Origin of the sequence: Bacteroides sp. (genome assembly GCF_030151085.1) — a bacterium.
Taxonomy (GTDB): domain Bacteria; phylum Bacteroidota; class Bacteroidia; order Bacteroidales; family Bacteroidaceae; genus Bacteroides.
The window spans coordinates 1-19,947 of the sequence record NZ_JASLER010000034.1 but is presented as its reverse complement, the minus strand read 5'-3'; the positions used below and the strand labels follow the sequence as shown (position 1 = coordinate 19,947).

16 protein-coding genes and 1 pseudogene are annotated in these 19,947 nt (G+C 38.1%); 10 read left to right on the top strand and 7 right to left on the bottom strand.

Annotated features, from left to right (window positions below; genetic code table 11):
• The first annotated feature begins 7 nt into the window (after positions 1 to 7).
• Positions 8 to 973 (top strand): PCMD domain-containing protein, encoded by a 966-nt coding sequence (locus Q1W14_RS05840; protein WP_300699860.1) that lies wholly within the window; start codon positions 8 to 10, stop codon positions 971 to 973.
• 90 nt (positions 974 to 1,063) lie between these two features.
• Here the strand turns inward: Q1W14_RS05840 and Q1W14_RS05835 are convergent, their stop codons facing one another.
• The 7 genes and pseudogenes from Q1W14_RS05835 to Q1W14_RS05805 form a co-directional block, all read right to left on the bottom strand.
• The gene (locus tag Q1W14_RS05835; RefSeq protein ID WP_300699859.1) at positions 1,064 to 3,262 is read right to left on the bottom strand and encodes a glycosyltransferase; all 2,199 of its coding nucleotides are present in this window, start codon (positions 3,260 to 3,262) and stop codon (positions 1,064 to 1,066) included.
• Positions 3,259 to 4,290, bottom strand: a complete 1,032-nt coding sequence (locus Q1W14_RS05830; protein ID WP_300699858.1) for a pesticidal protein Cry7Aa — start codon at positions 4,288 to 4,290, stop codon at positions 3,259 to 3,261. Before Q1W14_RS05830 ends, Q1W14_RS05835 begins: the two co-directional genes overlap by 4 nt.
• Positions 4,290 to 4,421 (bottom strand): hypothetical protein, encoded by a 132-nt coding sequence (locus tag Q1W14_RS05825; RefSeq protein ID WP_300699856.1) that lies wholly within the window; start codon positions 4,419 to 4,421, stop codon positions 4,290 to 4,292. The genes Q1W14_RS05830 and Q1W14_RS05825 overlap by 1 nt, the downstream gene beginning before the upstream one ends.
• A 284-nt stretch (positions 4,422 to 4,705) precedes the next feature.
• Positions 4,706 to 5,857, bottom strand: coding sequence for an OmpA family protein (locus Q1W14_RS05820; RefSeq protein ID WP_300699855.1), 1,152 nt, complete (start codon positions 5,855 to 5,857; stop codon positions 4,706 to 4,708).
• A gap of 59 nt (positions 5,858 to 5,916) precedes the next feature.
• The gene (locus Q1W14_RS05815) at positions 5,917 to 6,663 is read right to left on the bottom strand and encodes a YjbH domain-containing protein (protein WP_300699854.1); all 747 of its coding nucleotides are present in this window, start codon (positions 6,661 to 6,663) and stop codon (positions 5,917 to 5,919) included.
• Between the two features lie 70 nt (positions 6,664 to 6,733).
• Positions 6,734 to 7,759, bottom strand: a complete 1,026-nt coding sequence (locus Q1W14_RS05810) for a DUF3869 domain-containing protein (protein WP_300699853.1) — start codon at positions 7,757 to 7,759, stop codon at positions 6,734 to 6,736.
• Positions 7,760 to 7,775: 16 nt separating this feature from the next.
• Positions 7,776 to 8,771, bottom strand: a pseudogene (locus tag Q1W14_RS05805) (hypothetical protein); the annotation flags it as partial.
• A 313-nt stretch (positions 8,772 to 9,084) separates the two neighbouring features.
• On the opposite strand from Q1W14_RS05805, the gene Q1W14_RS05800 reads away from it, so the two are divergent.
• The 9 genes from Q1W14_RS05800 to thrS all read left to right on the top strand — a co-directional run.
• Positions 9,085 to 10,224, top strand: coding sequence for a site-specific integrase (locus Q1W14_RS05800; protein ID WP_300699852.1), 1,140 nt, complete (start codon positions 9,085 to 9,087; stop codon positions 10,222 to 10,224).
• A gap of 813 nt (positions 10,225 to 11,037) precedes the next feature.
• Positions 11,038 to 12,282 carry a hypothetical protein gene (locus Q1W14_RS05795; RefSeq protein WP_300699851.1) on the top strand — a complete coding sequence of 415 codons (1,245 nt, stop codon included), beginning with the start codon at positions 11,038 to 11,040 and terminating at the stop codon, positions 12,280 to 12,282.
• Positions 12,283 to 12,292: 10 nt separating this feature from the next.
• On the top strand, positions 12,293 to 13,168 hold the full coding sequence (locus tag Q1W14_RS05790) for a DUF3869 domain-containing protein (protein ID WP_300699850.1): 876 nt from the start codon (positions 12,293 to 12,295) through the stop codon (positions 13,166 to 13,168).
• A 55-nt stretch (positions 13,169 to 13,223) separates the two neighbouring features.
• A complete protein-coding gene (locus tag Q1W14_RS05785; protein ID WP_300699849.1) occupies positions 13,224 to 14,357 on the top strand; it encodes an OmpA family protein in 1,134 nt (377 codons plus the stop codon).
• A 123-nt stretch (positions 14,358 to 14,480) separates the two neighbouring features.
• Positions 14,481 to 15,230, top strand: a complete 750-nt coding sequence (locus Q1W14_RS05780; RefSeq protein ID WP_300699847.1) for a YjbH domain-containing protein — start codon at positions 14,481 to 14,483, stop codon at positions 15,228 to 15,230.
• Positions 15,231 to 15,344: 114 nt separating this feature from the next.
• A complete protein-coding gene (ruvX, locus tag Q1W14_RS05775) occupies positions 15,345 to 15,770 on the top strand; it encodes a Holliday junction resolvase RuvX (RefSeq protein ID WP_300699845.1) in 426 nt (141 codons plus the stop codon).
• Between the two features lie 16 nt (positions 15,771 to 15,786).
• Positions 15,787 to 16,344, top strand: a complete 558-nt coding sequence (gene def / locus Q1W14_RS05770) for a peptide deformylase (RefSeq protein WP_300699844.1) — start codon at positions 15,787 to 15,789, stop codon at positions 16,342 to 16,344.
• Positions 16,345 to 16,459: 115 nt separating this feature from the next.
• Positions 16,460 to 18,508, top strand: coding sequence for a tetratricopeptide repeat protein (locus Q1W14_RS05765; RefSeq protein WP_300699842.1), 2,049 nt, complete (start codon positions 16,460 to 16,462; stop codon positions 18,506 to 18,508).
• Positions 18,509 to 18,586: 78 nt separating this feature from the next.
• Positions 18,587 to 19,947, top strand: a 1,361-nt coding sequence (gene thrS, locus Q1W14_RS05760) for a threonine--tRNA ligase (protein WP_300699840.1), incomplete at its 3' end; no start/stop codon positions are given.

The following is a 19,947-nucleotide window of genomic DNA, read 5'->3' as shown; positions in this document are numbered from 1 at the left end:
TAATAAGATGATTCAAAAGAAAGTTTGTTTGTTGGGTATGTTGTCTGCTATGCTTTGTACCGGAGCAGTATCGGCGCAGCAACATCAAGTTGAGTTGATTCCTTTCGGAAATATGGATCAATGGATAGATCGTCAGATTAAGGAATCCGGTATTATTGGCGGTGCTACAAAAAATGTATATGCTGTTGGCCCCACTACAGAGATTCACGAGAACAAGGCATATAAGAATATGGGTGGTTCTCCTTGGGCTACTTCTAATGTGATGGCAAAGGTAGCCGGAGTGACTAAAACGAATACTTCAGTATTTCCCGAGAAAAGAGGGGATGGTTATTGTGCCCGGCTGGATACCCGTATGGAGAGTGTAAAGGTGCTTGGGTTAGTAGATATTACTGTTTTGGCTGCCGGCTCCATGTTTTTGGGTGAAGTGCATGAACCGATAAAGAGTACAAAGAATCCTCAGAAGATGTTGAATTCCGGTATTTCTTTCACAAAGAAACCTATCGCTGTTCAGTTCGATTATAAAGTGAAGATGTCAGATCGCGAGAAACGTATTCGTGCAACTGGGTTCAGTCGTATTACAGATGTAGATGGAAAAGATTTTCCTGAGGCTAATTTATTCTTGCAGAAGCGTTGGGAAGATAAGAATGGAAATATCTATGCTAAACGTGTAGGAACAATGGTTGTCCGTTATTATACTACTACAGATTGGCACAATAATGCTACGTATTCTATAATGTATGGTGATATTACAGGCGATCCTGCATATAAGCCTCACATGATGCGTTTGCAAGTAGAAGAACGATATGCTGTTAATAGCAAAGGGCAGAGTGTCCCTGTAAAAGAAGTAGCTTGGGGTACGGAAGAAGATCTTCCTACTCATTTGATATTGCAATTTACTTCTAGTCATGGTGGTGCTTATGTCGGTTCTCCGGGTAACTCGCTTTGGATTGATAATGTGAAGTTGGTATATTAATTGCAATAAAAGCCTGCAAATTACTAAATTTGCAGGCTTTTATTGATTGTGAATTCTACTATAAATGTGATAGCTTCTTTTATGAAACTCTTATAAACTTTCAGAGAGGGACAGTCTTGCCATTAAATAGCAAACGGTTGATTCGGCTCCTTGGTTTAAATTAATGTTCTCCTCTTCTAATCCGTCATAGCAACCTCCTGTAGCCGGATTATAAACAATTTGATGTAGATGGTTATTTCCTAAAAACCAGTTGAATGCATCAGTCTGCATACGTAAATATTTTTCCTCTTTAAATATCTGATAAAATGTTTTTAAGGCAATAACTATCCCTGCCACATCTACAGGTTGTTCGCCAAAACCATGAGTACTGCTTCCTTTATGCAGCCATTCTTGATTAGAAATTACTTGAAGATAGTCTCCTACAAAAACTTTATCCAGCAGGAAGTCTAAAGTCAGGCAGGCTATTTCTTTATATTCTTCTTTACCGGTAGTCAGGTAGGCCAGTAGCATTGCTTCAGGTAAGATGGCATTATCATAAGTAAGATAGGCCTCAAACCATTGCCATTCTTTTTCGGCTGTTTGGTGGTAATATAGGGTTAGTTTATCCGCTAGCAGTGTAATGCTCTCGTTTATCTTCGCTGAAGGGTACTCACAGTTGTAATAGTAAAGCCCCTTGATCATAAAAGCGATGCTGCGAGGTGAATTTGTCCGGTCGAAAAGCTGGAAGGTCTGTTTGAAAATAATTTCCGCCTCTTCACGCCATGAAGCAGGGAAATGCTTGGCGCAAGAGATCAAATATCCCAAGGCACAGACGGTTCGTCCACTGCTATCTTCCAGTCCAACTTCATTGTTCTGTGGGGTGAATGCCTTGTCGCAGTCTACATAATTCAGGAAAGAACCATCCGGTTGCTGACAATAGCGAATGAAATTCAGATAGACCTTTATTTCTCTCTCTCTCACTTTTTTCTGCCCGATGGCGACCGCTTGACACATTGCCATCAAAGCACGTGCAGTGTCATCCAATGTATATCCTGTAGAATTATCCGGACGATTTCCTTTTGAAAACTGTATCATTCCCCATTGCCGGCTCATACGTTGTATATGCTTCGTGTTTATGGGAGGTAGAGAATAGATCAAATCTCCTTTTGATTTACCTGTCTCTTGAAAAAGCAATGTGTAGGCAATCGCCACATTTTCCCATGCAGTAGCTGCAGTTTTCTGCAAACCAATCAGTTTCATTTCAGTTCGTAAATTTTCATTGTCAAGTAAAAGATTGACTGCTACAGCCAATTGATCTGAGTTCTTGAAGTCGAAGATGATACCGGAGTCATCGCTTAACAGTTCCAATGCATGTGGGATAGGGGTAGCGATGATTGGGCATCCGCAGCTGATGGCATATACAAATGTTCCACTCACGGCTTGTCTTGGATCACTCGATGTGAAAAGATATACATCCGTAAGCTGTAAATATTCCAATAAAACAGGAAGCTCAAGATATTGGTTAATAAAGAGTACATGCTTAGAGAGGTTCAATTCTTTTATTTTTGTTTCCAACATGCTACGATACTTTTCTCCTTCTGCTTTCAGCACTCCCGGATGTGTTTTTCCTATAATAAGAAACATAACAGAAGGATTTGCTTTTATAATGGTCGGAAGTGCATTCAGTGTTGTTTCAATACTTTTTCCGGAACTAAGAAGACCGAAAGTTGAAAGGATACGTCGTCCTGAAAGCTGATAGAACTCTTTTAATTTATTCTTATCTCTGAAAGATACCAGATGTGTTCCATGCGGGATTACCTTGATTTTGCTTTCATCCGCATGGTACTCTTGCGTGAGGATACGTCGTGATGTCTGTGTCATTACTACCAAATGCGTACAAGCTTTTATCATTCGGTTTACACTTTGATACATTTCAGCCTCAGGCTGTGAAAGTACGGTATGAAAAGTAAGAATTATCGGTTTACGAAGTTGATCTAGCATTTGCAGAAATGATTCTTCCTGGTCAGCATATAATCCGAACTCATGTTGGATAAGTACAATTTCAATCTCAGGATCGCTATTCAACTGTTCAGTCAATTTTGCAAATGCGGAAATATCTGAAGTGTTGAGAATATACTCTACTTCCTGTTGATTGTAGATATGTTTTTCCATGTCAGACGTTACTGCACATATCTTTATTGAATAGGATTCACCAAACTTTGTCAGAATAGCGTTTATCAAATCATGGGCAAAGGTGGCTATACCACATTCACGTGGAGGATAAGTCGTTATACATATTACTTTTCTCATTCAATTTGTTTTATTAATTCATTTATTAACTCTGTCAGGCTCACTGACACACAAGCGATACGCTTGTCAGCTGCGCCATAATAAATATAGAGTGTGTCATCAAACAGTGCAGTACCTGTTGGAAAGCAAACTTTGTTGACTACACCGGATATTTCGTAATCTGTTTCGGGAGTGAAAAGTGGATAAGGCAACCGGGCTATTTCTATTGCCGGATTATTGATATCCAGCAAAGCAGCACAAGCCGAATATACATAACCGGAAGGAGTATCATAAACACTGTGGTAAATTAGTAGCCAACCTTTTGATGTCTCTATCGGCGGACAACCTGCACCGATATAACTTGATTCATGATCGTAGTAGGGGGCCAACATGATACGTTTGGCAAACTTCTGAAAATATCTTTTCCAGTAATCTTTTGTAAGCATATCAAGGCGCTCTACTGCCACATATTGAATATCAGGACGGATACGGTGCATGAAATAGAATTTTCCATTGATTTTGCGAGGGAAGAAGACTACATTCTTGTCCATCATATAAAGAGGGTGTCCTTTCTCATTCGTTGCTTCACGTTTATTACCGGAACGAAAATATTTACTGATAATGGCCTGTTGAATGCGAAGTAAATTCTCGAACTGTGGATAAGTAATTTGAGAAGTAATGATACCTTTTTTCTCAAAATGTTTCAAATCGGTTGATACAGCTAAGGCTCCCACAGCACTATATCCATCGTAAGCAGTATAGGTAAGGTAGTAAAGGTCTTCAATCTTAACTATTCGTGGATCTTCCACTCCTTGACTTTCATAATCGAACTGGGGCACCAGTAAGGGAGTGGTGTTTCGCTCAACTACTGTGAGAGGTCCCTCAAGGCGGCAGTAACCGATGGATGAATGATTGCCTTGCTGCACAGCGCGATAAAACATGTGTACAGTGTTTTCTTCGACTATTACCGCCGGATTCATCACTCCTTCATTTTCAAACTCGAGTGAAGTACTTTCCAGTATAACACCTTCTCTTTTAATATGTATCATTAGGTTTTAGGTGTTAAATTCATTCCTTTATCACTCTTGCTTTGTTTCTCTTTCTGGTACTCGGTCAATACTTTTGCCTTGTTCTCCAACTTTTCTTTCTTGGGTTCTTTTTTTCTTTCTTTACCTTTCATGGTTCATTTTTTTTAGGATTGTTTATATTCGGGGATAAAATTAGGCGAGATTTTCTTCTTTGCAAGTTACGACATTAATACTCAAAAAGATAGGGGTGTGATGAATATTGTTCTTTTATAACCTATTGATACAATAATAGGCTGAACTAGGGCTTTGTTCACTGGAAAAGGTTAGTTCAGAACAGTCCATTGAATGCTAATGGTAAATCATAAAAGAAGAAGAGCCTTAAATCAATTTGATTTGAGGCTCTTCTTTAAGGTATAAAGTAAAAAACTTATGCTTGTTATTCCAGAATAACTACACGGTTCAAGAAGTTCTTGCCGAACATGTTAGCAGTACCACCGAATCCTACAAGTTCGAGTTGGTCTTTGTCAACGCCTTGCTTAATCAAAGCATCGTAAACGTTCTGAGCACGTTTTTCAGACAACTTCTGGTTCCAAGAAGCGCTACCTGTAGCCTTATCAGCGTAACCGGCAACTTTGTACTTCTTGTCTGGATTAGCCTTCAGGATCTTAGCTGCCAATTCGATATTAACCATACCGTAATCATCGATATTAGCTCTACCAATCTTGAAGAAGATAGCACGAGGACCGGCAACTTGAATTTCCTTAACAACTTCCGTCGTTTCAGGTTTCACGTTAGCTAATGCGTTCTTAGCGTTAGCCAAGTCAGCTTGAGCCTGTGCAAGTTCGCTTCTGTACTTGTTGATTTCGTTATTGATTGCATCTTGGTCGACTTTTGCTCCACAAGCAACGAACTTCTTGCCACCGAAAGTATAGCTTACGCCAGCTGTCAAAGCAAAACTACCGTCACAATCTGCGCTACTGTACTTTCCGTAGATAGAAGGAGAGATCAGCCCCCGAGCTTCAACGTTGATATCCAAAAATTGATTAATATTGAATTGTCCCATCAAACCAACTGAAGCATTGATTACACAATCAACCTTATCATCATTACCATAAATATTCTTAGCAAAACTCAAACCGGGACCTGCATAAGCAGACAAGTTGAATAAACGGTCAGGATTATAACCACCAATGGCATTAGATAGATTAAAAATACCGTCAGCGTGTAGTGCAAAAGTAGTAGGATCTACTTTTTTCCAATTCTTCTGGCTCTTACCCTTATCCAAATATATAGCATTACCATCATAGTGATAAGTGTTCAATTTGCTCCATACGCCTGATACTTGACCACGAACGGCCCATACAGGAGAGAACCATTTACCAAGAGATACTGTAATCTGAGGAGTTATGGCTTTACCAAAACCATAATCTGTATTGTCAGGATTTATGCAAGCTTGGGCTCCTACTCCTACACTCACAAAGATATTATCTCCAACTTTTTCGCTGTAGAATTTCTCTTTGTTTTGAGCTGAAGCATTAACTGCAATACCCGTCAACATCAAAGATAATATTACTAATTTACTTTTCATTGTTTTTTTATTTTTAAAATTGTCAACTCTTTTGTTCTTATTTGCTTTCGACCACTTGTCTACTTTAAATAAATTTTATAAGTAAGCCCGCCGGTAAAGTATTTCATTTTTTGCAATTCTACCTGCACGTGCAAATGGTTGAAAAGCAAATAGGTGGCACCAAACGCAAAATCTTTCGCATCATACTCTGCAATCATCCTTAATTGCGGATGAAAGGAAGGATTCCATGTAACACCTGCGGCAGGTCCGTTCAGAGGATAGTCCACCCGATTGTTATATAAATAAGAAAGGTGTACGCCAATTTCTTCTTTACCAATCGGAATGTGCTTAGTAGCCGCTATGTAGAAACGGCAAAAATATCCGTTTCCATCAGTAGTGGAAATCTGTCCTTCACCTGACTCGGTATAAGGATCTGACGTTCCTATTACCACTGCCGGCATATATTTCCAAAATTGTCCTTCTTTCAAAACTCGCAATCGGGCAGAAAAGTATCTGTCCTGATTCGTGAATTTACCTTTTCCAACTTTCCAATCTATTCCGATGTGTTGTGATTGAAATAGCGTACAAGTGTATGCAATTTCCAAACATGGAAAGATTGTCACATTTAAAAAGTAGTTATATGTATGATAGTACCAGCCAGGAGGAGTTATCTCCTTGTTCATAAAGTTACCACCAATCATTACCGTTTTATCCCGTTGCATTTCAGCAGACGGAGCATACAATAAACCGGTAGTACCGTATGTTAATTGAGCCGAGAGCAATAAGGGGCTAATCATAAAAAAAACTATCAAGATAAATTTCTTCATTATTTGCTTTCTTTTCACTTTCAGCTCAATTAGTTACACAACATCGCTTTTAGCAATTAAACTTTAATATTTAGATGTCAGAACCACCTATACCACCACCGGCATTTGAGTTATCGCCATGAATATCATGGTAATCATGGCTATCGTGACCGTCGTATACGAAACCAATACTTGATTGCTTAGCAGTCATGAAGTTCACAACATAAGTCTTACCATCGAAGATAAAAGTTAAAGACCTTAGGTTTAAAATAGTCTTTATGCTCAGTGCTTTAACGGCTAAATTAGCCTTCTTCCACAACTTAATGGTGGTCTTTTCTGTCTTGAACTTATCACCTGCATAAGGCAGATTAGTCTGAGCAGAAACACATCTTGCCAAATAAGCTAATGTCGTAGCGTCGATATCACTGATAGCTCTAGTAACTGCGCTTACTGTAACATCCTGAATGACGAAGCTGTCAATAACACGATTGTAAGTAACATCTACAAACTTAGCAATCGGATCAGCATCCATAGTCTTGTCTTCCAGTGCATAAGCAACAGCATTTCCATCTTTATCAAATTTTGGAGCTGGCATTCTGTCATCCAAAAGTAAACCAAATCCGGACAATTGACCTGCGACCTTATCATTCAATTCATCGTTTCCGGTAACAGGAGTACCTTCACTTCCTTCTCCTTCAGTAGGAGGAGTAACTGCTGCATCATTAACACCGGTTAATGCAATATTAGCGTTCACAACACAAGTAGTACCATCGGCTACCTTAGATACAGAGACTGTTCTCGTAGCAGTAAAGAAACCTGCTTTTTTTACAGTGATTGTAACTACATCATTTTCCTTCAATCCTGAAATCTTAAAAGAAGAGGCATTAGGTTGTGTAATAGAGCCAGCTGTTGTGGTAACTTCACTTGTCGTCACAGCAATAGCTTCATTGGTAGTTGCACTGTAAACAGAACCTACAATAAAATACTCAGGTGCAGGAACCGGATCTACAGGGGTTACATCAATACCTTTTTCTTCATAGCAGCTTGTAAACATCGTACCAACTGCCAAAACAGCTAACGCTAACTTAGCGCTAAGCCCTAAAAAATTACTTTTCATTTTCATCTCAATAAAATTAAAAATTTAACAATTCTGACTTAATAAAATATGGGTTAAAACTATTATCATACATATAATTATCACTCGCTTGAGCTTTGTAACCTTGACCATAAATTTGTTCATTTCCCGCATTATAGCCAATTCCAAAGTTATTGGAGGGTAGCACCCTTGGGATATACCCTTTTTTCTTATATTTATATGGTGGCAATGCTATCTGAAAACGAAAGCCTCCATTCAATCCATTATTACCGGCATGTTCTACTTTCATACCATAAAAACCTATAGATGCATACCTAAAATGACGTATGATATCGAAACGTACTCCACATTCTCCAAGCAAATACCGTTCAGCCTTCAAACTAAACTGGGTATTATATTTGGGCCAATAAAACGTTCCACCAATACTGCCTGTTACTGTCCACTTTGTACCATGGTAGAAAGAAAAACCATCCCAAAATCCCCGGCCAGTATAACCAACTCTCGCTTCCGCAGAAAAACGTTCATCTCTAAAGTAGTGCTTAACTCGTACATCGAATCCCCACCTCCAATTACTAAAAAAACCAGTAGTAGCAGTGATGAAAAATCTTTGGGGCAATCGCACCGTTTGCGAAAGCGTAATATAGCCTGGTTCTATCCGTTCATACATAGTACCATATCCATAATTTACAATCGGAAATGTAATCTGTCCACTAAACTTCATTCCTTGCCATAAACTGATCTCTATAGCAGGAGATAATTGAAATAGGACATCATAGATTCTCGATAAGCGAAGATTACGGAAATAGAAATCCGGATAGACAACAACATCAACCTTAAACAAAGAACTATTTTTCACCTTTATCTTCCGTGCCTCTTTCCACGTCCCGGCCAGATCATAGCTTACATTCCAATCTCTGCGTTCCGCTTGAGGTACGACATCACCTTTTATAGGGTGATAATAAAGAGAGAGCTGAGGTACATTATTATCCAAAACAATTATTCGGCATGGCTTTTTCTCCGGTAAACCCATCTTAAACTTTTTAATGCTAATATTTTTGTAATAAATTAAATATCAATATGATGTGTTTCATTGAAAGCTATTTGTCAGAGTTGTCTGTTTTTAGGAATTGTATATATCAGATAGTTTGTTGTTACTGATTTGTTATTCAATTAGACTTTGAGTTTGCATGAGTTTGTAAGATTTGTGTATTGATATTCAGTGTTTTAAAACTAAAAATGATAAATAGTGTAGAATAAAAATCAAATGCAAAATCTTTTGCAAGTGACTTTTGTTACTGCATTGTTACTAATGTTAATTATATGTATGTAATTTTGATAATATGAATATGAAAAAACAGTTGAGAATAAAAGAACCTATTAAGATTCGGACAAAAGAGTTATCGAATGGATGCCAATCTATATATTTAGATATATACGTGGAGGGAAAACGTCAATATGAGTTTTTGAAACTTTATATAATACCCGAAAATGATAAAACTGACAAAGAAAGAAATCACGAAACTTTGAGATTGGCCAATGCTATAAAATCTCAAAAGATTGTGGAGCTACAAAATGAGACATTCGGATTTAATCACAAGCAATTATCCAACGTGAAATTGACTGAGTATATGGAGCGAATTGCTGAAATAAGTGCTGATAATAAAGTCAGAAATGATACTATACACGCTATCATCCAGCATCTTGGTCGATATGATCCCAAAGGAATACTACTCAAGAAAGTAGACAAAAACTATATTTTAGGATTTCTTGAATATTTGAAAACTGCCAAACAAAAGCATTGTAAAAATGAAAAGGTGTTACATGTAAATACGCAGCTTAACTATTTTAAAATGCTTCGTTATTGCTTGAGGTATGCCATTTTTGAAGATTATATAAGAAGTAATCCTATGGATAAGATTAAAAATGAAGAAAAACCAAAACGCTGTAGAGTAGAGAGAGAATATCTGACTATGGAAGAGCTTACACGGATGGTCCGTACTCCTTTTTACAATGATTTATTAAAGAAAGCATTTCTGTTTAGTTGTTTTTGTGGTTTGCGGCATTGCGATATTGTTGCATTAAAGTGGGATGATATACATTTTGACGAACAAGGAAATACAATGATTAGCATTATTCAACAGAAAACAAGAGAGGCGATATCGCTTCCTTTGAGTTCTGAAGCAATGAAATATTTGCCTGATAGAGGAATTGCACAGGATACTGACAAAGTATTTGTGAATCTGATTTCTTTAGGCCGTAGTAACGAAATTTTATACCGGTGGGCTGAGCAAGCAAATATATCGAAGCATATCACTTTCCATACGGCACGCCATACACATGCCACAATGATGTTGACATTAGGAGCTGATTTATATACTGTTTCCAAATTACTAGGTCATACCAATATACAAACCACACAGATTTATGCAAAACTTGTGGATGAGACTAAAAAGAAGGCAGTTGAACTTATCCCTGAAATAGAATAGGCTGATTAGTGAAAAAATGAATGATCGATTGTTATTTGGATTTGTTATTGTGGAGTAGAAACACAGTTTTCTACTTCATATTATTTTCTGAGTCTCCAAAGATCATTTTGACATTTTGTATTTTTAGTACATCGAGAATCCGCTGTTTCCAATCAAATACCTTTAATAATGAAAATATGAAAGTGAAAAACTTTAAATAACAGTGTGATAGAGGTATATCTAAATCTTTACATTTGTATTAGAGTGAAAAAGGCTTCGAAAAACATTTTTTATAAAACTCAATAATGTTTTTACTAAAATGGAGTAACCTTTTTAGTAAAACGTAGTAGCCATTTTAGTAAAAACCTGTAGGCTTTATAGTAATAAGTAGTAACCCTTTTGTGTATAAATATGTATTTTTGGGCTATTTATGCAGATGCAATGTATAGCTATAACTATATATATTCAAGAAAAAATCTAGATTACTAATTTATAAAATAACGTGTGATGCAAATATTGCAGATATTGCATCTAAATGGTTTGATTTTACTGTTTTATTCTATCATTTTGAATATTTGTAAAGTGCAATCATTAACTGTCTGACGCAATTTGAAACAAAATACAACATTAGAAGAGTAGAAATAAGCTTTTCAGCTTTCAGTGCAAAGGCTGTTAATCCACTTCCATTAAACTATCTGCATGTTCTAAGAACGTTTTTGCAGAAAAAACTACATTATTTCATTTTTTCAGATAAAATTCTTTGGTATTAATAAAAATGTGTCTATTTTTGCACCATATTTTGTGTCGTATGGATACAGAAAATGATTGAAAACGATGAGGTATAAAAACTCTAACATTGGAAAGTGCCTAGTTACTAAAACAATAGCACGGTATACGGCGTTCTTTTTATTCTGTTTGCTTCCTTTAAAAGGGCTTTGCCAAACGGGAGAAAGTACGGTGAATACATTAGTAGATATGGGATTTGAGAATGTTGGATGGACAGAAGATGATGGTGAACGTGTTTATGTTTTACAAAATTCAGCGTATCGCTCGCAAGGCGTAGGAATTAGTAAAGCGGTAGATGTTATTCAAGAAATGGGTTTACCGGAGAAAAAAGCATGTCGAATAATTGTTTTGGACAATAATGTACCTCAGATTTCTCTTTATTATCACCCTATAAAAGGTGATACCGTACCTCAAGCGGAACGCAGTGATTGGAATGTAAGCTATGATCTTGGAGGGACGTGGAAAGATGCACGGAAGATAAAGGTGAAAAATAGTTCTTTGTTTAAGGTTGATGTATTGGTTTATCCGCAGTTGGCGTTCAAAAATTTGGTTATTACGCAGATTTATCAAGTTTTATTTGATTTGAGCCCTGCGATAGAGGTCTCTTTGTGGAAAGGAATGAAACTTACTGGGCAATTGAAGATACCTGTTTACAATGATGGATATGGACAATTTGAAGATAAGGTTCACCCAGGTAATTTGACTATTTCACAAAGGTTTAGATTACCATACAATGTATTTGGAAAGGTAACTGTTGGTTATTTCAATGCAGACCAATATGGAATTGATGCAAAATTTAGTCGTCCATTTAAAGATGAAAGATTTTCAGCTTTTCTGAGATTGGGATATACAGGTATTGGATATTGGGATAGCTTTAAGTTGCACTATGATCCAACAATGACCTTTACATGGACGGTCGGAGGAAGTTTCTTTTGGCCAAGGTACAATACTCAATTTATTGTGCAGGCACAAAAGTTCTTATATGAGGAAAAGGGTATTAAGGCCGAAATGATACGCCATTTCCGTTATTGTTCTATCGGCTTTTATGCAATGAAAGCAGAAGGTGCAAAGGCTAACGGGGGATTTCGTTTCCAGGTGTTACTACCGCCTTATAAATACAAAAGGCATAAATATGTGCCGCGTATAAATACATCTGCCAATATGGGTATTATTTATAATGCAGGTAATGAACGTTACTATTATAAGGAATACAAGGCAGAAGCAAGTGATAATATAATGGAAGAAAATAGTTTTAACCCATATTTTATTAAGTCAGAATTGTTAAATTTTTAATTTTATTGAGATGAAAAAGATTAAATTCTTTAATGGTATAAGTGCTACTTTTGCACTTGCCGCAGTAGCTTTGGCTACAACCTTTACTTCTTGCGAAAAAGAAGATTTTAATGTGAATTTCGAACCGAATCCTGCGAAGGTCGTTTTCACTCCAAATGTAATTGATGCAGCAACTGGAAGTAGCGTAACTGCTGTTGTGAAAGTCGATGGTAAGGACGCATTGGAAATTGTGTCAACTCAAACTGATAAAGCTTTGCCCGCTGGTAAGGTGAAAATTACAGCAACAGCTAACAACATCACAGGGGAAATTGAAGTTAGTTACCCAGCTGTAGCTGCTGGTCAGATTGTATCTATATCTCCAGTTATCTTCTTGAGTTCTGAACTTGTGTTTACTGCTAATGAAGGATCTGCAGTACCTGTAGGTTCACCTAAAGTTAGATATGGTAATGGTAGTGCTACTCCTGATAATCCTACTCTTGACCATGCTGGTAAAGTTTGGAATACAAACAAGTCAGATTATGCAGTTGAGTTCACTGCTTCATGGAATCTTATAGATGCTGCTATTAAGGCTGGTGCTGATACCAAAGCTGTTACTAATATTCCTGGCGTATTCAATGTAGATAATATCGGTGAAAAACCATTAAAAGTAGGTTCTTGGTGTATGTACAATGCTGTATACACAATTCAGCCAGCTAATCTTAAGTATAAAGTAACTTCAAAAGTTTCATCTGATGTTATAGCTGAAGTTGTTTATTATAACCCGATTTACACTGTTACAGTTGCTGCTGAACAAATGGCGATCCCTGGTCACGAACATGCTTTTGGTCATGGTCATGGTCATGGTGGTAACCCCAACGCTGGTGGTGGTATCTCATTAGCTGACTAATCGTCAGGTCTAAGAATTACTGAATAGTATAATCTAAAAAAAGTAAGAAACTACAATGAAAAGTAAATTAATTATAGCTTCATTATTGCTGGCTGGTGCCTGTGCAACGGTGAATGCGCAAGAAAAAACCAAATATTATACCGAGAAAGCATCGGATAATATTTTTGTAGGAGTAGGCGTTGGAGGTATGGCTGTTATCAATGATGGTTTGAATACTCCGACAATGAATTTCAATATTTCTGTTGGTAAGTACATTACTCCGGTTTGGGGTGTACGTGGCCAGTTCAGTGGTGTATCACAGAGCTTGGACGACCAAGATAATGGCTATCACCGTTATTGCAAGGAATTTGGAGAAATCAACTTGGATGCAATGTTGAACCTGATCAACCTGTTTGGTGGTTATAACCCCAACCGTGCATTTAACTTGTATGTATTTGGTGGTCCTACTATGAATTTGTCTAAAGCAGTTGATACTAATTTGACTATCATGGCTGATGGCAAGCAAAATTCTACTTATACTGAAGATGGCATGAAAGCTCGTTTCGGTGCAACAGTAGGTTTAGGTTTGTCTTATGACATCAATGCAAAATGGGCAGTTAACTTGGAAGGCCGTTTAGGCGTTACTCCTTCTATTTTTGGCGATGCTAGCGACTGTCGTAAGGCTGAAGCTACTGCACGTGTAAATGTAGGTGTTGCTTATACATTCGGTGGTAAGAAGTTTGTTGCTGCATCTAACATTGACCAAGATGCAATCAACGCTGAAATCAACAAGTACAGAAGTGAACTTGCACAGGCTCAGGCTGACTTGGCTAACGCTAAGAACGCATTGGCTAACATGAAACCTGAAGTAAAAGAAGTTGTTAAGGAAATTGAAGTTGCAGGTCCTCGTGCCATCTTCTTCAAGATTGGTAGAGCTAATATCGATGATTACGGTATGGTTAACATCGAATTGGCAGCTAAGATCCTGAAGGCTAATCCGGATAAGAAGTACAAAGTTGCCGGTTACGCTGATAAGGCTACAGGTAGCGCTTCTTGGAACCAGAAGTTGTCTGAAAAACGTGCTCAGAACGTTTACGATGCTTTGATTAAGCAAGGTGTTGACAAAGATCAGCTTGAACTTATCGGATTCGGTGGTACTGCTAACATGTTTGGCAAGAACTTCTTGAACCGTGTAGTTATCCTCGAATAATATCCACTCCAGTGGAGAAAAGACTCTAAAAAGAAGGCGTCTGAGTTTCAGACGCCTTTTTTAATGAATCTTCTATCTACATAATATAATCTTGTTCTTCAATAGTGACTGAAACTATAAGTGATGATGAAACTTAAGTTGTTCTTTTTTGTTTTGATTTCCTGCCTGTCCATTTCTATTTCCGCTCAATTGACTTATGGTACGACCGGCTTGTTGCATGCACCTTCTGCTGAAATGCAACGTGACAAGACTGTTATGATTGGCGGTAATTTCATGAATAAGGAGTTGACTCCACCTACATGGTATTATCATACCTACAATTATTTTCTTAATGTTACCATATTTCCTTGGATGGAAGTTGCTTACACCTGTACGCTTTTCAAGGCGGAAGCTTTGGGACTTGGTCCTTATGGTTACACCGGATTTACAAATCAGGACCGTTATTTTTCATTGCGTTTAAGAGCTCTGAAAGAAGGGCAATTTTGGAAATATATGCCGGCTGTTGTTGTTGGAACTTCCGACCCCTTTACCTCCTCCGGAGATGAAATAGCCTCTACTGAGGGTAATGGATATTACAGTCGTTTTTATATTGCCGCTACCAAGCATATTGCAATAACGAGTAAGGAAGAAATAGGTGTTCACCTCTCTTATCTTTATAATAACCGCAAAGAGTACAAGTTGAACGGCATTGCAGCAGGTATCACTTATAATCCGTCTTTTCATCCGCAATTACGGCTAATTGCAGAATATGATTCGAAAGATTTTGCATTAGGTGCCACATATCTGCTTTTTAAGAATTTGCATATTCAGGTCGAAATGCAGAAGATGCAGTATTTTAGTGGAGGATTGACATACAAGATACATTTGAAGTAACAAAATGAGAAGTATTGAAAAGGGTGTTTGACTTGATCAGACACCCTTTTTCTGTATTATAAGTTTGAAATAGACGAAGGAATTCAAATATTAATCGTAATTTTGTAGCCTAATATGAGTAGAATAGTAGCCATTGACTACGGTCGTAAACGTACAGGTATAGCTGTTAGTGATACATTACAGATGATTGCTAATGGTCTGACAACTGTGCCTACACATCAGCTATTGACTTTTATCCTTGATTATGTAGATAAGGAACCGGTGGAACGTATTTTGGTTGGCCTTCCTAAACAAATGAATAATGAGGTTTCAGATAATATGAAGAATATAGAACCTTTTGTTCGTTCTTTGAAGAAGAAATTACCTGATATGCCGATAGAATATGTAGATGAACGCTTTACGTCTGTTTTAGCGCATCGGACAATGCTGGAAGCCGGACTGAAAAAGAAAGACCGCCAAAACAAAGCATTGGTAGATGAGATCAGTGCGACTATTATTTTGCAAACTTATTTAGAGAATAAACGTTTTAGTAATTTGTAACTTGTAATTTAAAGAAATGATTTTACCCATTTATGTGTACGGCCAGCCCGTATTAAGAAAAGTGGCGGAGGATATTACTCCGGATTATCCGAATTTAAAAGAACTGATTGAAAATATGTTCGAAACCATGGAGAATGCCGAAGGTGTAGGACTTGCCGCTCCGCAAATAGGTTTGCCTATTCGTGTAGTTACCATTAATTTAGATGTTTTATCGGATGACCTGCCTGAATATAAAGATTTCCGCAAAGCGTATATTAATGCCCATATCCTCGATGTAGCAGGTGAACAGGTTTCCATGGAGGAAGGATGCCTGAGTCTTCCCGGTATTCATGAATCAGTAAAGCGTGGCGATAAGATTCGTGTGAAATACTTGGACGAGAACTTGGAAGAACATGATGAAATCGTAGAAGGTTATTTGGCTCGTGTGATGCAACATGAATTCGATCATTTGGATGGGAAGATGTTTATAGACCATTTATCTCCTTTACGTAAACAAATGATTAAAGGCAAATTGAATGCTTTGTTGAGTGGTAAAGCACATTGTACTTATAAAGTAAAAACTATAAAGAAATAGTAAACCATATAATAAGGTATAAAAGGCTCAAAAAATATAAAAAGTATTCCGTTAATCCTGACAAGTAAACGAAAAACGTTACTTTTGTTTCGTTTACAAGCATTTATAAAACAAGATGATTAAAAAGATATTAATAGCTTTAATGCTGTTGCCTACATTGTTATATGCGCAAATCAATACGGAACGGGTGATGACTATCGCTCGGAACGCATTGTATTTTGAGGATTACGTGCTTTCTATTCAATATTTCAATCAAGTAATTAACGCTAAGCCCTATTTATTTGAGCCTTATTTCTTCCGTGGATTGGCCAAAATTAATTTGGATGATTTTCAGGGAGCAGAAGCAGATTGCGATGCTGCCATCCAAAGAAATCCATTTGTAGTAGGAGCTTACCAAATCCGTGGATTGGCACGTATCAGGCAGAATAAGTTTGACGGAGCTATTGAAGACTATAAGGCAGCCATTAAGTATGATCCGGAGAATGTTGTGCTATGGCATAACCTGACTCTTTGTCATATTCAGAAAGAAGACTATGAAGCTGCGAAAACAGATTTAGGCAAACTCTTGACGATTGCTCCAAGATATACCCGTGCTTATCTGATGCGTGGTGAAGTATCTTTGAAACAAAATGATACAATACAGGCTTTAAATGATTTTGATAAAGCTATTGATATGGATCGTTATGATCCGGATGGTTGGGGAGCCAGAGCTATTGTACGCATTCAGCAAGGAAATTACAAAGAAGCGGAAGCTGATTTGGATCAGTCGATTCACTTGAGCGCGAAGAATGCAGGTAACTATATCAACCGTGCGTTAGTTCGCTTTCATCAGAATAATTTAAGAGGTGCCATGAACGACTATGATTTGGCACTGGATATTGATCCGAACAATTTCCTCGGTCATTATAACCGTGGTCTTTTGCGGGCACAGGTAGGTGATGACAATCGTGCGATAGAAGATTTCGACTTTGTATTGAAGATAGAGCCGGATAATATGATGGCAACTTTCAATCGTGGTACTTTGCGTGCACAAACAGGTGATTACCGAGGTGCAATCAGCGACTACTCCAAAGTGATTGATGCATATCCAAACTTTATGGCAGGTTATTATCATCGTGCGGAAGCTCGTAAAAAGATAGGTGATCGTAAGGGAGCTGAGCAGGATGAATTCAAAATCATGAAAATGCAGATTGATAAACGTAATGGCGTTTCATCTGCTAATAATAAGGATGTAGCAGACAATTCTTCTGAAAATTCTGGCGAAGAAGATACCGGAAAGACCCGTAAGAAATCTGACAAGAACATGGAGAACTACCGGAAGATTGTGATTGCAGATGATTCGGATGCAGAACAACGCTATAAGAGCGACTATCGTGGACGCGTACAAGATCGGAACGTAACCATTAAACTCGAACCGATGTATGCCCTGACATATTATGAGAAACTGAGCGATGTAAAACGTATGGTTCATTATCATAAGTTTATCGAAAGCTTAAACCACGAAAAGCTTTTCCCGAAGCCATTGCGTATCACCAATATGGAGGCTCCGCTGACTGAAGAGCAAGTTCGTTTCCATTTCGCTTTAGTCGATGCTCATACTTCGGACATTGTGGCTGACGACAAAGATGCCAAGAAACGTTTTATGCGTGGATTGGATTTCTATCTAGTTCAAGATTTCGCAAGTTCTATAGACGACTTTACACAAAGCATCTTGTTGGATGGTAACTTCTTCCCGGCATACTTTATGCGTGCCTTAGTGAGATGTAAGCAATTGGAATATAAGAAAGCAGAAGCTTCTATCAATGATGGAACCGCCTCTACCACGGTAACAGAAAACAAGAAACCGGAAGTTACGGCAGTAGACTACGAAATTGTGAAAAGTGATTTGGATCATGTAATCCAAATAGCACCCGATTTTGTTTATGGTTACTATAATCGTGGAAATGTGTTATCCATGTTGAAAGATTATCGTGCTGCTTTGATTGATTACGATAAGGCAATAGAACTGAATCCTGATCTTGCCGAAGCTTATTATAACCGTGGGTTAACACATATCTTCTTAGGGAATAATAAACAGGGTATCTCTGATTTGAGTAAGGCGGGTGAACTTGGTATCGTTTCAGCCTACAATATAATAAAGAGGTTTACAGATGTGCGAGAATAACATTTTTTTGCTAAAAATTAGATTATCAAAAAGAATTAGTTATTTTTGCGTTCTGAAATTTGAACTATAAATAACATTATGATAAAGATAACATTTCCAGACGGCTCTGTTCGTGAATATAACGAAGGAGTAACCGGGCTGCAAATTGCAGAAAGCATCAGTTCTCGACTGGCACAGGATGTACTGGCTTGTGGCGTGAACGGAGAAATTTATGATTTGGGGCGTCCTATCAAGCAAGACGCTGAAGTTGTTCTCTATAAATGGGAAGATGAGCAAGGCAAACATGCTTTTTGGCATTCTAGTGCACACTTACTTGCCGAAGCTTTGCAAGAACTTTATCCGGGCATTCAGTTTGGTATTGGTCCGGCCATTGAAAACGGTTTCTATTATGATGTAGATCCGGGAGAAACACCTATCAAAGAAGCTGATCTGCCAATCATCGAGAAGAAGATGGCTGAATTGGTTGCTAAAAAAGAAGCTATTGTTAGACAGGATATTGCAAAAGCAGATGCTTTAAAGATGTTTGGTGAGCGTGGCGAAACGTATAAATGCGAGTTGATCTCCGAATTAGAAGATGGTCGTATTACTACATATACACAAGGTGCGTTTACCGATTTGTGCCGTGGTCCTCACTTAATGACTACTGCACCTATCAAAGCCATCAAATTGACATCTGTAGCCGGTGCCTACTGGCGTGGACATGAAGATCGTAAGATGATGACTCGTATCTACGGTATCACCTTCCCGAAAAAGAAGATGCTGGACGAATATCTGGTTCTTTTGGAAGAAGCCAAAAAACGTGACCACCGCAAGATTGGTAAAGAGATGGACTTGTTCATGTTCTCCGATACAGTAGGTAAAGGATTGCCGATGTGGTTGCCCAAAGGTGCTGCATTGCGTCTTCGTTTGCAAGATTTCTTGCGTCGTATCCAGGCGCGCTACGACTATCAGGAAGTTATTACTCCACCGATCGGCAATAAATTGCTATACATTACCTCCGGACATTATGCCAAATATGGCAAAGATGCATTCCAGCCTATTCAGACTCCGGAAGAAGGAGAGGAGTATTTCTTGAAACCAATGAACTGCCCGCATCATTGCATGATATACAAGAACTCACCACGCTCATACAAGGAACTTCCTTTGCGTTTGGCAGAGTTTGGTACGGTATGTCGTTATGAACAGAGTGGTGAATTGCATGGATTGACTCGTGTGCGTAGTTTTACGCAGGATGATGCCCATATCTTCTGCCGCCCCGATCAGGTAAAGGATGAATTCCTTCGCGTAATGGATATCATCTCTATCGTTTTCCAATCTATGGAGTTCACGAACTTTGAAGCACAAATCTCTTTGCGCGACAAAGTAAATCGTGAGAAGTACATTGGTAGTGATGAGAATTGGGAGAGAGCAGAGCAGTCTATCATTGAAGCTTGCGAAGA